The sequence below is a fragment of the Streptomyces sp. RLB3-17 genome, from assembly GCF_007113425.2.
GTDB classification, from domain to species: domain Bacteria; phylum Actinomycetota; class Actinomycetes; order Streptomycetales; family Streptomycetaceae; genus Streptomyces; species Streptomyces mirabilis_D.
Genome location: NZ_CP041610.2, coordinates 5762001 through 5774681, shown reverse-complemented (window position 1 = coordinate 5774681; position 12681 = coordinate 5762001). Strand labels below are relative to the sequence as shown.

Genomic DNA, 12681 nt, shown 5'->3' with positions numbered 1-12681 from the left:
GCCGGGACATGACCCCGGCCCGAAGAGCCTCAGCCCAGGTCCGGTGCGTGCATCGCCCGTACGCCTTCGATGTTCCCGTCGAGATAGTGCCGCAGGGACAGCGGTACGAGGTGGACGGAGGCGATGCCGACCCGGGTGAAGGGCACCCGCACGATCTCGTACTCGCCGCAGGGCTCGTCCACCTCGGGGCCGTGCCGCTGGGACGGATCCATGGACTCCAGACGGCAAACGAAGAAGTGCTGCACTTTCACGCCGGTTGCGCCGCCGTCATCACCGATGTGCTCGACGGTGTCGACGAAGCAGGGCACCACATCGGTGATCTTGGCACCGAGTTCCTCGTGCACCTCACGATGGAGTGCGTCGACGACAGTCGTGTCCTCCGGTTCGACCCCGCCACCCGGTGTCAGCCAGTAGGGATCGACGCCGGGTTTGGTGCGCTTGATCAAGATCAGGTCATTGCCATCGAGCAGGATGGCGCGGGCGGTGCGCTTGACCACGGGTCGGACGGTCATGGGAGAAATGTGGCCCGGTTGGTTCCACGTGAAACATCGCGGAGCCCCGAGGCGCTCAGGAAGGGCTCAGAAACCCCCCTGGGAGGCTCAGGGAGCCCGGGGAGGCTCGGGGGGCATCAGGACCAGTCGGCCGCGGCGTGGAGCAGCCAGTCGTGCGCCCGAGCGATGTGCGGCATGGCCAGTGTGCCGGTGCGGACCACCAGGAAGTACGTACGCAGCGGAGGCACCGCCGGGTCGAGAAGCGCGACCACGTCACCCCGTTCCAGGGCTTCGGCGCACAGATACCGGGGCAGCACCGCGAGGCCCGCGCCCGTGGCGGCGCAGGCGAGCACGGCGCGCAGATCGGGGACGACGACGGTGCCCGAAGCGGCCGGGTGGGAGTCGAAGACGGATGCCCAGTAGCGGGCGACGAGCGGCAGCGACTCGTGCACTTCGACCACGGGAAAGTTCTCCAGGGCCGGCGAGCCCTTTCGGCGGAGCTTTCCGGCACCTATACGGGCGGCCCAGCGCGGGGCGGCGACCAGCACGTGCTCCTCGTCGCAGAGCGGAGTCGCGGTGAGCAGGGTGCCACGGGGACGGGCCGTGGTGATGGCCAGATCATGATGTCCGGCGGCGAGCCCTTCCAGTGTCTCCTCGGCGTTGCCGAAGGAGGCACGCAGCGCGAAACCCTGGCCGTCCTCGCCCGTCAGCTCCGTGAGCGCGGGCAGTGCCCGCTCGGCGGTGAACTCCGGTAGCCCGGCCAGATGCAGGGTGCGTACTGACGAGTCCTCGTCGAGTCCGGTCTCGGCGATCTCCACCAGGGCGTCGAGATGCGGCGCGGCCTTGTGGGCGAGCTCGTCACCGATCGTCGTGGGGGTCACCCCACGGGCCTGGCGAAGAAAGAGCGGCCGCCCCAACTGCCGCTCCAGTGTGCGGATCTGTGAGGTGACGGCAGGCTGTGAGAGACCGAGCAGCGCGGCGGCGCGAGTGAAGGAACCGGCCCGGTGCACGGTCACAAATGTGCGCAGCAGGGCCAGATCCATGGTGCCCCTCCCCTCCCAGCGCCCCCGACCGAGCCCCAACTATAAATAAGTCGATAGGTCTCTGTCGCTACTGTGATTGGACACTGACACAGAGTCAACTAGCCTTGTTCGCGCGGTTCTTCGCGCGCAGAACCGGGACGGTCCGAGCCACGAGGGGGGAGGCTCGGACCGTCCGTTGTACGGAGCGAGGTGCCAAGCGGACAGCCTGGATGTATGCCGCAGGAGACTCACCGGTCGTTCAGGCAGGGGTCACTCCGCGGATTCGTCGAGCGCGCGCAGTACGTCCGCCACCAGGTCCTCGGGGTCCTCGGCGCCGGCCGAGAAACGGATGAAGCCTTCCGGCACCGCGTCGCCGCCCCACCGGCCGCGTCGCTCGGCGGTGGACCGCACCCCGCCGAAACTCGTCGCGTCGTCCACCAGGCGCAGCGCGTCGAGGAAACGGTCGGCACGCGCGCGCGTGGGCAGTGTGAAGGACACCACGCATCCGAAGCGCCGCATCTGCTGCGAGGCGATCTTGTGCGAGGGGTCGTCGGGCAGTCCCGGATAGCGCAGCCCGGTCACCTCGGGCCGACCGCGCAGCGCCTCGGCGATCACCAGGGCGTTGGCGTTCTGCCGGTCGGCGCGCAGCTGGAGCGTGGCGAGGGAGCGGTGGGCCAACCAGGCCTCCATGGGCCCGGGGATCGCTCCGACGATCTTCCGCCAGCGCCGCACGGGCGCCATCAGGTCGGCGTCGAGCGCGGTGACGTACCCGAGGAGGATGTCGCCGTGCCCGGTGAGCATCTTGGTGCCGCTGGCGACCGAGAAGTCGGCACCCAGCTCCAGCGGGCGCTGCCCGAGCGGGGTCGCCAGGGTGTTGTCGACCGCGACGAGGGTGCCCTGCGCGTGGGCCGCCGCGACGAGGCGTCGTACGTCGCAGACGTCGAGCCCCGGGTTCGACGGGGTCTCGATCCACAGCAGCTTCGCGCCGTCGAGCACCTCGAGCTGGGCGTCGCCGCCGGTCGGGGCGGTGCGTACCTCGATGCCGTACGCGGTGAGCTGCTCGCGCACCAGTGGCAGCACCTGGTAGCCGTCGACGGGCAGGACCACCACGTCTCCGGCCTTCAGCTGGGAGAAGAGCACCGCCGAGATGGCGGCCATCCCGGAGGGGAAGGCGAGCGTCGTGACACCGTCCTGCCCGGGTGCCTCCAACTCGCCGATGGCACGCTCCAGGAGCGTCCAGGTCGGGTTCTCGTCACGACCGTAGGTGTACGGGCCGGTCGGATCGCCCGGCAGATGGAAGTGCGCGGCGAAGACCGGGCCCGGAAGCGTCGGCTCGTATTTGACGGGGTCGGGCAGCCCCGCCCGTACCGCTCGCGTGCCGTCGCCGCTTCCCGTGACGAAATCCCCTGACGTCATGCTGCCCGTCCCTCCAGTTCTTGCTGTACAGCGGCGAGCAGTCCGGGGCTCGCCGCCTCCACCATCTCAAGACATTCCTCGAAGCCGTCCATGGGTCCGTAATACGGATCGGGAACGTCCAGGTCGTCGCCCGCTTCGGGGTCGTACGACCGCAGCAGCCGGACCTTCGTCGCGTCCTCGGGAGTGGGCGCGAGCCGGCGCAGGGCCTTGAGGTGGCCGGAGTCGAGGGCGATCACAAGGTCGAGGTCGGAGAACCACGAGACGTGGAACTGGCGGGCCGCATGGCCGCTCTCGTAGCCGGCCGCCTCCAGGACGGCGACGGTGCGCGAGTCCGCACCGTCGCCCTCGTGCCAGCCGTCCGTGCCCGCGCTGTCGACCTCTACCAGGCCGTCGAGTCCGGCCTCTTCTATGCGGGTGCGGAAGACGGACTCGGCCATCGGCGACCGGCAGATGTTGCCGGTACAGACGAAACAGACGCGATAGGACATCGGACGCTCTCAGTCCTCGCCGTCGGGCAGCACGACATTGAGCGCCCAGGACACGACCGAGATGATCAGGCCGCCCACCACGGCGGTCCAGAAGCCCTCCACATGGAAACTGAGGTCGAGCTTGCCGGCCAGCCACGAGGTGAGCAGCAGCATCAGGGCGTTGACCACGAGGGTGATCAGGCCGAGCGTCAGAATGAAGAGCGGGAAGGTCAGCACCTTCACCACCGGCTTGACCAGGAAGTTCACCAGACCGAAGACCAGGGCGACCACCAGCAGCGTGCCGACCTTCTTGCCGGTGCTGGTCCCTGTCAGGGTGATCTTGTCGAGCAGCCACACCGCGACGGCCAGGGCCCCCGCGTTGGCGATCGTCTTGACTACGAAATTCTTCATGTGTCTGATCGTGGCAGAAGAGATCGACTGGCGAGCAAGGCTGTGGACACAGCTTTCGGAGCACGGGAGCGGACGAGGGCGATGAAGGCATTCCGGCTGGACGAACTGGAGGCGGAACGGGCCGCCAACGACGGTGCTTACCTGCAGTTTCTGCGCGAACGGAACATGTCGGTCGGCCTGTACGCGCTCGACGCGGGCGACCCCGACCCGCAGAAGCCGCATCAGCAGGACGAGGTGTACTTCGTCGTGAGTGGCCGCGCTTCGATTACGGTCGGCCTGGAGACCACCCAGGTCGCGCGTGGCAGCGTCGTCTACGTACCCGCGGGGGTCGCCCACAAGTTCCACCACATCACCGAGGACCTGCGGGTTCTGGTGGTGTTCTCTCCGCCCGAGAGCTGACGGGGGCCTCAGGGTTCCCTAGGGGGACGGTCAGGGGAGGACAAGGGGTGCGGGGCCCCCGTCGGCCCCTTCGCGGCCCTAGCATCGAATGCAGGACATCACAGAACCCGGAATCAGAGTCCCGGACTTGGGGCCACGGGCGCAGAGAGGCTAAGGACAAGGGCGATGCGAGAGATCTTCGGCGGGATGCCGTGGTGGGTGAAGTGGATCGCGGTGCCGGTCATCGCTCTGGTCGTGTTCGGCACGGTGATAGTCAGCGTGCTCAGTGTGTTGATCGGCCTGCTTTTCAAGGTCCTGATCTTCGTCGCCCTCGTCGGCGGATTGATCTACGTGGTACGCAAGTTCATGTCGAGTTCGTCGTCGCGCAGCGACTGGTGAGACTCAACCGGGTGAGTAACGGGTAACGGGCAGGTCAGGAAAGGGAACTCAAGGTTCCCTCGGCCGAGGGAAGTTTCCGGCGAGGCCGTCTGCATGCGGTGATGGGCGGTTACAGTCCGGAATTCGACGCGGGGACGACCCCCGCGAGCAGCGCACAGCCCCCTCCCGTGTTTCCCCGCACGGGCGGTTCCCCTCGCGCTCCGGGAGTGCCCCTTGGCCACGGTTGACACCGCACCCGCACAATCACCCGCCCCACCCCTGCAGCGGTCCAGCGCTTCCGCGGGGACACGTCTCCCGCCCGCCCAACCGCGCACCTCACCCGCGGAGGCGCGCACCCCCCTGCCGGACGCGCGCACTCCCCTGGAAGCCGTGTCATCGGAGCCGCATCCCACGACGCTGATCGGCTCCGTGCAGCGGGCGATGCGTCTCCTGGAGGCCGTTGCCGCGCGCCAGCACGGCGCCCCGGCGAAGCAGCTCGCCCGGGAGGCCGGGCTCGCGCTGCCGACGGCCTACCACCTGCTGCGGACCCTGGTCCACGAGGGCTATCTGTGCCGTGACAAGGGGCTGTTCTTCCTCGGTGAGGCCGCCGAGCGGTTGGGCAGCAGCGGAGCGCAGCAGAAACGTCGCAGCACGGTGAGCGAGACGCTCGCCCAGTGGCGCGATTCGATCGGTGCGCCCGTGTACTACGCGGTCTACCGTGACGGCGAGATCGAGGTCGTGTGTGTCGCCGACACGCCAGGGAATCCGGCGGTGGAGGAGTGGGCGGACTTCCGGGAGACCGGACACGCCCATGCGATCGGCCAGTGTCTGCTGTCCCAGCTCGACGAGAAGGCCCGCCGGGATCATCTCGACCGCTACCCCGTGCAGTCGATCACTCCCTATACGGTGCGTGACAACGTCAGTCTGCTGCGGCGGCTGGAGCGGACGGGGCGGATGGAGCCCGTCATCGAGCGCCAGGAGTACGCGCTGGGCACGGTCTGTGCGGCCCTTCCCATCACGGTCGGCACGACTGCCGCCGCAATGGCCTTTTCTCTCCCTCTTCACCAGGCCGATCGACTGCTGCCCGCGGCGCGGCAATTGCAAGGTGAGATCGGCAGACTGCTGGGGACACTCGCGATCTCTATCAGTATCTGAAAACTCACTCCTTGTGATCTCGCATGCACGTTGAGCAATATTTCAGCAGAGTCAGGGGGATGATTCCTGGCCGGTCGACGGCAAAACGACGGGGTAGGCGATGCGCGAGTCGGTACAGGCAGAGGTCATGATGAGCTTCCTCGTTTCGGAGGAGCTCTCTTTCCGCATTCCGGTGGAGCTGCGCTACGAGACCTGTGATCCCTACGCCGTGCGGCTGACCTTCCACTTGCCCGGCGACGCGCCTGTGACCTGGGCGTTCGGGCGGGAGTTGCTGATCGACGGCGTGGGACGGCCGTGCGGTGACGGGGATGTGCACATCGCGCCCGCCGACCCGGAGGCGTTCGGTGAGGTGCTGATCCGGCTCCAGGTGGGGGGCGACCACGCGCTGTTCCGGTCCGGGGCGGCGCCGCTCGTGGCCTTCCTCGACCGCACGGACAAGCTGGTGCCGCTGGGGCAGGAGCGTTCCCTCGCGGACTTCGACGCCCACCTCGACGAGGCGCTGGACCGCATCCTGGCGGAGGAGCAGAGCACGGGCTGAAGCCTCCAGTCCCCCAAGCGGAGTGCGCTTCCTCACGCGACGCGGGCGTGGGGAGGCTTCAGCGCTTGCGGCGACGACCCTTCCCGCCGCGTGCCGGCGCCCTGCTCTCGACAGGCTCCGTGGCGGCGGCCGGGACTGCCGGACGGTCCGCGGAGACCACCAGGGCGGCCAGCAGCGTGGTCACCGGCACCGAGGCGACCAGGCCGATCGAGCCGACCAGGGTGCGCACGATCTCTTCGGCGACCAGTTCGCTGTTGGCGACCGTGCCCACGCTGCTCTGCGCGATCGAGAAGAGCAGCAGCAGGGGAAGCGCGGCACCCGCGTACGCCAGGACGAGCGTGTTGACGACCGATGCGATGTGGTCACGGCCGATCCGGATTCCCGCGCGGTACAGATCGCGCCAGCCCATCGTCGGGCTGGCCTCGTGCAGCTCCCAGACCGCCGAGGTCTGCGTCACCGTCACATCGTCGAGCACACCGAGCGAACCGATGATGACGCCCGCGAGCAGCAGACCGCTCATGTCGATGGACGGATACAGGCCGTGGATCAGACCGGTGTTGTCGTCCGTGTTGCCGGTCAGCGCCGCCCAGCCGATGAACTCCGAGCCGAGGATGCCGATCAGCACCAGGGAGAGCAGGGTGCCGAGCACCGCCACCGACGTACGGGCCGAGAGGCCGTGGCACATGTAGAGCGCGATCAGCATGATCGCGCTCGCCCCGACCACGGCCACGACCAGCGGATTCGAGCCCTGCAGGATCGCGGGCAGGATGAAGAAGGTCAGGATCACGAAGCTGATGGCCAGGGCGACCAGCGCCATGACACCGCGCATCCGGCCCACCACCACGACGGCCAGCGCGAAGATCCCGGCGAGCAGCGCCATCGGGAACTTCCGGTTCACATCGGTGACCGAGTACTGCAGGTCCCTGGGCGCGGAGGGCTCGTACGCGGCCACGACCTTCTCGCCCTCGTGCAACTGTCGTGACTGGTCGGGCTGGATGATCTCCGTGAACGTACGGCCCTTGTCCTTGCCGGTGTCGATCCGGATCGTCGCCTTCTTGCAGTCGCCCGTCGCCTGTTGCTGCGCGGAGGAGCCCTCGGCGGTGGACGTGTTGCCGGTCGGGGTCTCCCCCGACGCGTTCACGGACTTGCAGCTGACCTTGTCGACCTTGGTGACCGTGGCCTGCTGGGTCTGCCGGTCGAAGCCGACGCCGGTGCGCTCGTGGGAAGGGGCGCCACCGGGCCAGAGCACCGCGAGACCCACGACGACCGCGGCGGCGAAGGGGATCAGAATGGCCGCGATGACCTTGCGCAGATGCTTGGAGACGGGCGTGGCGGGCCCATGGCTGTGACTGTGCGAGTGCCCGGATCCGTGTCCGTCCCCAGATCCGTGCCCGTCGCCACGGCCGTGCCCGTTCCCCGGCCCAGGTCCGTTCCCAGACCCAGACCCATGTCCGTGTCGGTCCCCTGGGCCGTGCCCGTGTCCCTCACCCGGTCCGTGCCCATGCCCGCCGCCTGGACCGGGGCCGGGGCCACCGCCCGGCCCGTGTCCGCGGCCGTCTCCGGAGCCAGGTCCATAGCCGTCTCCGGGACCGCGTCGGCGCGGCGGCTCGGACGGCGGGAACGGGGGCTGCTGCGTTGTGGTCACCGACCGATCATCGCAAGAACGGCGAGGGCCCTCTGTTCACCGCGCCAGATATGACGCTAGCGTGGAGTCACCTTTGCACACGCGGGAGCTCGGAGCACCGGGCTGAGAGGGCGCTGACCTCCGTCTTAGCGATGTTTCACGTGGAACGAGTGATGTTTCACAAGGGACGTCGGCAGACGGAATCCGCTGCGTCGACCGCCGAACCTGTTACCGGGTAATGCCGGCGTAGGGAGTAGGTCTCATGACCAACAAGGACGTACGCACGCCTGCCTCCAGCCAGATGGGCGGGGCGCCTGCCACGCCCGAGGGCGAACAGCCGCGGGAGGCCGGGAAGTCCATCGGCTGGCACAAGGGATACGTCGGGGGTTCGCGCCCCGATCTGCGGGTGCCGGTCCGTCAAGTGCACCTCACCAACGGGCAGTCCGTCACGCTGTACGACACCTCCGGCCCGTACACCGATCCGGTCGTTGACACCGACGTACGCAGGGGCCTCGCGCCACTGCGCGAGAACTGGATCATCGCCCGCGGTGACACCGAGGAGTACGCGGGGCGTCCCGTCCGTCCCGAGGACGACGGAATCAAGCACACCTCGCCGCGCGGGGGCCTGCGCAACCTCGACGCGGTCTTCCCGGGGCGGCCACGCCAGCCGCGTCGAGGCCGTCCCGGAGAGGCGGTCACGCAGCTCGCCTACGCCCGGCGGGGCGAGATCACACCCGAGATGGAGTTCGTGGCGGTCCGCGAGAACGTCGACCCCGAGGTCGTACGCGAGGAGATCGCCGCCGGTCGCGCGGTGCTGCCCGCGAACGTCAACCACCCGGAGATCGAGCCGATGATCATCGGCAAGCGGTTCCTGGTGAAGGTCAACGCCAACATCGGCAACTCCGCCGTCACCTCCTCCATCGAGGAGGAGGTCGAGAAGATGACCTGGGCGACCCGCTGGGGCGCGGACACGGTCATGGACCTGTCCACCGGTCGCAATATCCACACCACGCGGGAATGGGTCCTGCGCAACTCCCCCGTCCCCATCGGCACGGTGCCGCTCTACCAGGCTCTGGAGAAGGTGGACGGCCGCGCCGAGGAGCTGACCTGGGAGATCTACAAGGACACGGTCATCGAGCAGGCCGAGCAGGGCGTGGACTACATGACGGTGCACGCGGGCGTGCGGCTGCCGTACGTGCCGCTCACGGCGAACCGCAAGACCGGCATCGTCTCGCGCGGCGGCTCGATCATGGCGGCCTGGTGCCTCGCGCACCACAAGGAATCGTTCCTCTACGAGAACTTCGAGGAACTCTGCGAGATCCTCGCGGCGTACGACGTCACGTACTCGCTCGGCGACGGGCTGCGGCCCGGGTCGATCGCGGACGCCAACGACGCTGCTCAGTTCGCGGAGTTGAGGACGCTCGGGGAACTCAACACGATCGCGAAGCGTTTTCATGTGCAGACGATGATCGAGGGCCCGGGACATGTCCCGATGCACAAGATCAAGGAGAACATCGACCTTCAGCAGGAGATCTGTGATGAAGCTCCGTTCTATACGCTCGGCCCGCTGACGACGGACGTCGCGCCGGCGTACGACCACATCACCTCCGGCATCGGTGCCGCGATGATCGCCTGGTGGGGCACGGCCATGCTCTGCTATGTCACGCCCAAGGAGCACTTGGGCCTGCCCAATCGTGACGACGTCAAGACCGGCGTCATCACCTACAAGATCGCCGCCCACGCAGCCGACCTCGCCAAGGGGCACCCGGGTGCGCAGGAATGGGACGACGCGCTGTCCGACGCCCGCTTCGAGTTCCGGTGGGAGGACCAGTTCAACCTGGCCCTCGACCCGGACACGGCACGGGAGTTCCATGACGAGACCCTGCCGGCCGAGCCCGCCAAGACGGCGCACTTCTGCTCCATGTGCGGCCCGAAGTTCTGCTCGATGAAGATCAGCCAGAGCATCACCGAGCAGTTCGGCGGTACGGCGGCCGCGGGGGCGTCGGCCGAAGAGGTCGCCGAGGGGATGCTGCAGAAGTCCAGGGAGTTCGCCGCCGCCGGCAACCGGGTCTATCTGCCGCTCGCGGACTGAGCCGCACGCACGCGCAGTCGTGCCCGGAGCCGTTCGCGGCGTAGATCCAGCGCAACGAACGGCTCCCGGGCCGGCTTCTCTCGGCAGACTGGGCCCATGACATCGACATCCATGAGCAAGGGCGCCAACCTTCCCGTCGCCGCCGGGGCGGTGCGGGCCGTGCTCGGCTGGAGAGGAGGTGCCGGTGCACCGGACGCGGATGCCTCGGCGCTGCTGCTCGGCCCGGGCGGACGTGTGCGGGACGACGGGGACTTCGTCTTCTACAACCAGCCGCGGCACGCCTCCGGCGCCGTACGGCATCTCGGGAAGCAGCGGGACGGCGCCGCCACGACGGACACCGTCGAGGTGGACCTGCGTGCCCTGGAACCGGAGATCGAGCGGGTCGTCCTGTGCGCCTCGGCCGATGGCGGCACCTTCGGCGGGCTGTCCGGACTGACGCTGCGGCTGCTCGATGCCGGGACCCAGCAGGAGATCGCGCGCTTCGAGATGGAGGCCACGACGGAGACGGCGTTCATCGGGGGCGAGCTGTATCTGCGGGGAGGTCAGTGGAAGTTCCGGGCGGTCGGACAGGGCTATGCGTCCGGGCTGGCCGGTCTCGCCACCGACTTCGGTATCAGCGTGGAGTCCGACGGGGCCGGTGCGCCCGGGCCGGAGCCGACGGTTTCACCCGGGGGCACACCGGCGGTCTCTCCCGCGCTCCCGCCGACTGGCTCACGGACGGCCGCTTCCACCGCTGCGGGCGCCCCGCCGGCGCCCTCGGCACCTCCGGCACCATCAGTGTCCCCGGCTTCCTCCCCGCGTCTCAGCAAGGGCGAGGAACGGTTGCCCGTGGACATGCGCAAGCGGCTCTCGTTGCGCAAGGAGCAGGTGGCGGTCAGTCTGCGGAAGCACGGTGCGGAGGGGGTCACGGCGCGCGTCGTGTTGATCCTCGACGCCTCCGGTTCCATGTCGCTCCTGTACTCCAAGGGCGTCGTGGCCGACGTGGTGGAGCGGATGGCCGCGGTGGCGGCGCAGCTGGACGACGACGGGGTGATGCAGGCGTGGACGTTCGCCTCCCATGCCGCCCGGCTGCCCGACCTGAGTCTGGGCGAGCTGCCCGAGTGGCTGGAGCTCCATGTCCGGGTCGGTGAGCTGAGCCTGTTCCGGCGGAGCAACAAGCCACGGAAGGGCCTGCTGCCGGGGCAGGTGGACATGCGGTCGGTCGGTATCCAGAACGAGGAGCAGAAGGCGATCGCCGAGGTGCGTACGTATGTACGAGAGCATCCGGCTGTCGATCCCACGCTGGTGTTGTTCTTCTCCGACGGAGGTGTCTACCGGAACAAGGCGATCGAGCAGGAGCTGAGGGCCGCGGTGGAGGAGCCGATCTTCTGGCAGTTCGTGGGCCTGGGGCGGTCGAACTACGGCGTGCTGGAGCGGTTCGACACGTTGCCCGGTCGGCGCGTCGACAACGTGGGGTTCTTCGCGGTGGACGACATCAGCGGCGTACCGGACCCGGAGTTGTACGACCGGCTGCTCTCCCAGTTCCCGGCCTGGATGACGGCGGCCCGGGGGCTCGGCATCATCTGACGGGGCGCACCAGGACCGTACGAGCGGGGCGGGCGCCGGTGAGGGTGAAGGGGTGGGCAGCGGCAAAAGGGCCCGCGCCGTATTGGCGCAGGCCCCTCGTTCCCGTCACCCCGGTGTCGGCCCGCCGGGTGTCACTCCGGCTGGTGCTCGGGCCCCCCGAAGTCCGGGCTGGTGAAGTCCGGGCTGGTGAAGCTCGGGCGCGGGCCGGCCGCGGGTCCGCCGTCGGGGCTGCTGAACCCCGGCCGGTTGTAGCCGAGGTGCGGCATGCGGCCGGTGGTCGGTGTCGGTGACGGACGGGTCAGTGCCGCCGAGCCCGGATCGGCGAGGGCCTCCCGGAGGAACGGCATGATGCCGCGCTCCAGCAGGGCCTCGCGCCAGGCTTCCCTGGCCCGGGCCACCTCCGCGTTGAGCTCGCCGGGCGCTCCGGCCCGGAGCGAGGACGAGCCGTTGCGCAGAGCGGTGAGCAGCAGCCCGACCGCGGCGACCAGGATCGCGGCCGCCGTGACCGCGCCGAAGACCCACCCGGTGGTCAGCAGGGTCTGGGCGAACGCCAGCTCGGGGGTGAGGACCTTCAGGATGAATCCCACGAGCAGGAAGATCGCCGCGGCTGTTCCGGCGAGGACGGGCGCGAGCACCGCGACGACGGCGATCGCGCCGGCTCCGGCGGTCTCGGTGACCTCGCCCATGGTGGCGGCGAGCCCCATCGCGGTCGCGCCGGGCTCCGCGGAGCCGGCGCCTTCGCTCACGGTTGGGGTGGACGGCGCCGGGCGGCGCAGTTCCTCGCGGACCTTCACGTAGTGCGCGTACTCGGTCGCCGCGGCCGTCGTGATGAGTGCGGTGGCGTTGAGCGCCATCGTGCGCAGCTGTTCGGCATTGAGCCGCTGGCCGACAGCGGCGAGTTCCGGGCGGTGTGGGGCGGAGCGCAGCGCCTCATCGAGGATCCGCTCGTATTCCTGGCGGTCCTCGCTCAGCAGGTGCTGCGGAACGCTGTTCATGTGCATCCCCCGATGCTCCGTAGGGCTGGTGGCTCGCACGCTGACGAGCCGTCGGGCAGAAACGGAGGGGAGCCTGCTACGGATAAGCCGATGGTAGAGCGGTGACGGCACGCCGTGACAGGGGGTTTCCAGAAATTGCCCCCTGGCC

The 12681-nt window shown here is 69.0% G+C and carries 13 protein-coding genes and 1 riboswitch; of the genes, 6 read left to right on the top strand and 7 right to left on the bottom strand.

The genetic code is table 11. The features are described from left to right. Positions 1 to 29: 29 nt before the first annotated feature. The 5 genes from FNV62_RS26230 to FNV62_RS26210 all read right to left on the bottom strand — a co-directional run bounded on the left by FNV62_RS26230 (position 30) and on the right by FNV62_RS26210 (position 3807). On the bottom strand, positions 30 to 512 hold the full coding sequence (locus tag FNV62_RS26230) for an NUDIX domain-containing protein (RefSeq protein ID WP_054236463.1): 483 nt from the start codon (positions 510 to 512) through the stop codon (positions 30 to 32). Between the two features lie 116 nt (positions 513 to 628). Beyond that, on the bottom strand, positions 629 to 1534 hold the full coding sequence (locus tag FNV62_RS26225) for a LysR family transcriptional regulator (protein WP_143627253.1): 906 nt from the start codon (positions 1532 to 1534) through the stop codon (positions 629 to 631). 249 nt (positions 1535 to 1783) lie between these two features. Next, on the bottom strand, positions 1784 to 2929 hold the full coding sequence (locus tag FNV62_RS26220) for a cystathionine gamma-lyase (protein ID WP_054236465.1): 1146 nt from the start codon (positions 2927 to 2929) through the stop codon (positions 1784 to 1786). Continuing rightward, positions 2926 to 3417, bottom strand: a complete 492-nt coding sequence (locus tag FNV62_RS26215) for a low molecular weight protein-tyrosine-phosphatase (RefSeq protein WP_097285419.1) — start codon at positions 3415 to 3417, stop codon at positions 2926 to 2928. The genes FNV62_RS26220 and FNV62_RS26215 overlap by 4 nt, the downstream gene beginning before the upstream one ends. A gap of 9 nt (positions 3418 to 3426) precedes the next feature. Continuing rightward, a complete protein-coding gene (locus tag FNV62_RS26210; RefSeq protein ID WP_054236467.1) occupies positions 3427 to 3807 on the bottom strand; it encodes a phage holin family protein in 381 nt (126 codons plus the stop codon). An 81-nt stretch (positions 3808 to 3888) separates the two neighbouring features. Here FNV62_RS26210 and FNV62_RS26205 point away from each other — a divergent pair, with 81 nt between their 5' ends. From FNV62_RS26205 to FNV62_RS26190, 4 genes are all read left to right on the top strand, one after another. After that, on the top strand, positions 3889 to 4206 hold the full coding sequence (locus FNV62_RS26205) for a cupin domain-containing protein (RefSeq protein WP_054236468.1): 318 nt from the start codon (positions 3889 to 3891) through the stop codon (positions 4204 to 4206). 165 nt (positions 4207 to 4371) lie between these two features. Then, a complete protein-coding gene (locus FNV62_RS26200; protein ID WP_054236469.1) occupies positions 4372 to 4584 on the top strand; it encodes a DUF5326 family protein in 213 nt (70 codons plus the stop codon). Positions 4585 to 4953: 369 nt separating this feature from the next. Further along, positions 4954 to 5718, top strand: a complete 765-nt coding sequence (locus FNV62_RS26195) for an IclR family transcriptional regulator (RefSeq protein ID WP_257040335.1) — start codon at positions 4954 to 4956, stop codon at positions 5716 to 5718. A 100-nt stretch (positions 5719 to 5818) separates the two neighbouring features. After that, a complete protein-coding gene (locus FNV62_RS26190; protein ID WP_060901673.1) occupies positions 5819 to 6256 on the top strand; it encodes an SsgA family sporulation/cell division regulator in 438 nt (145 codons plus the stop codon). A 58-nt stretch (positions 6257 to 6314) separates the two neighbouring features. Here FNV62_RS26190 and FNV62_RS26185 read toward each other — a convergent pair whose 3' ends face one another. Next, positions 6315 to 7901: a YibE/F family protein gene (locus FNV62_RS26185; RefSeq protein WP_097285418.1), complete on the bottom strand. Its 1587-nt coding sequence runs from the start codon at positions 7899 to 7901 to the stop codon at positions 6315 to 6317. 71 nt (positions 7902 to 7972) lie between these two features. Then, positions 7973 to 8150: riboswitch (TPP riboswitch) on the top strand. On the opposite strand from FNV62_RS26185, the gene thiC reads away from it, so the two are divergent. Further along, positions 8143 to 9972, top strand: coding sequence for a phosphomethylpyrimidine synthase ThiC (thiC, locus tag FNV62_RS26180; protein ID WP_060901675.1), 1830 nt, complete (start codon positions 8143 to 8145; stop codon positions 9970 to 9972). (Overlaps the previous riboswitch by 8 nt.) 96 nt (positions 9973 to 10068) lie before the next feature. After that, on the top strand, positions 10069 to 11538 hold the full coding sequence (locus FNV62_RS26175; protein ID WP_169081061.1) for a VWA domain-containing protein: 1470 nt from the start codon (positions 10069 to 10071) through the stop codon (positions 11536 to 11538). Positions 11539 to 11669: 131 nt separating this feature from the next. On the opposite strand, the gene FNV62_RS26170 is transcribed toward FNV62_RS26175, so the two are convergent. Then, entirely contained in the window at positions 11670 to 12539 is an 870-nt protein-coding gene (locus FNV62_RS26170) for a hypothetical protein (protein ID WP_143627249.1), read from the bottom strand. Positions 12540 to 12681: the final 142 nt, after the last annotated feature.

What these genes read in the sequence shown, in the direction of transcription:
- FNV62_RS26190 (WP_060901673.1), top strand. Translation starts at nt 5,819, where the DNA reads ATGCGCGAGTCGGTACAGGCAGAGGTCATGATGAGCTTCCTCGTTTCG.
- FNV62_RS26225 (WP_143627253.1), bottom strand. Translation starts at nt 1,534, where the DNA reads ATGGATCTGGCCCTGCTGCGCACATTTGTGACCGTGCACCGGGCCGGT.
- FNV62_RS26210 (WP_054236467.1), bottom strand. Translation starts at nt 3,807, where the DNA reads ATGAAGAATTTCGTAGTCAAGACGATCGCCAACGCGGGGGCCCTGGCC.
- FNV62_RS26170 (WP_143627249.1), bottom strand. Translation starts at nt 12,539, where the DNA reads ATGCACATGAACAGCGTTCCGCAGCACCTGCTGAGCGAGGACCGCCAG.
- thiC (WP_060901675.1), top strand. Translation starts at nt 8,143, where the DNA reads ATGACCAACAAGGACGTACGCACGCCTGCCTCCAGCCAGATGGGCGGG.
- FNV62_RS26230 (WP_054236463.1), bottom strand. Translation starts at nt 512, where the DNA reads ATGACCGTCCGACCCGTGGTCAAGCGCACCGCCCGCGCCATCCTGCTC.
- FNV62_RS26220 (WP_054236465.1), bottom strand. Translation starts at nt 2,929, where the DNA reads ATGACGTCAGGGGATTTCGTCACGGGAAGCGGCGACGGCACGCGAGCG.
- FNV62_RS26205 (WP_054236468.1), top strand. Translation starts at nt 3,889, where the DNA reads ATGAAGGCATTCCGGCTGGACGAACTGGAGGCGGAACGGGCCGCCAAC.
- FNV62_RS26200 (WP_054236469.1), top strand. Translation starts at nt 4,372, where the DNA reads ATGCGAGAGATCTTCGGCGGGATGCCGTGGTGGGTGAAGTGGATCGCG.
- FNV62_RS26215 (WP_097285419.1), bottom strand. Translation starts at nt 3,417, where the DNA reads ATGTCCTATCGCGTCTGTTTCGTCTGTACCGGCAACATCTGCCGGTCG.
- FNV62_RS26175 (WP_169081061.1), top strand. Translation starts at nt 10,069, where the DNA reads ATGACATCGACATCCATGAGCAAGGGCGCCAACCTTCCCGTCGCCGCC.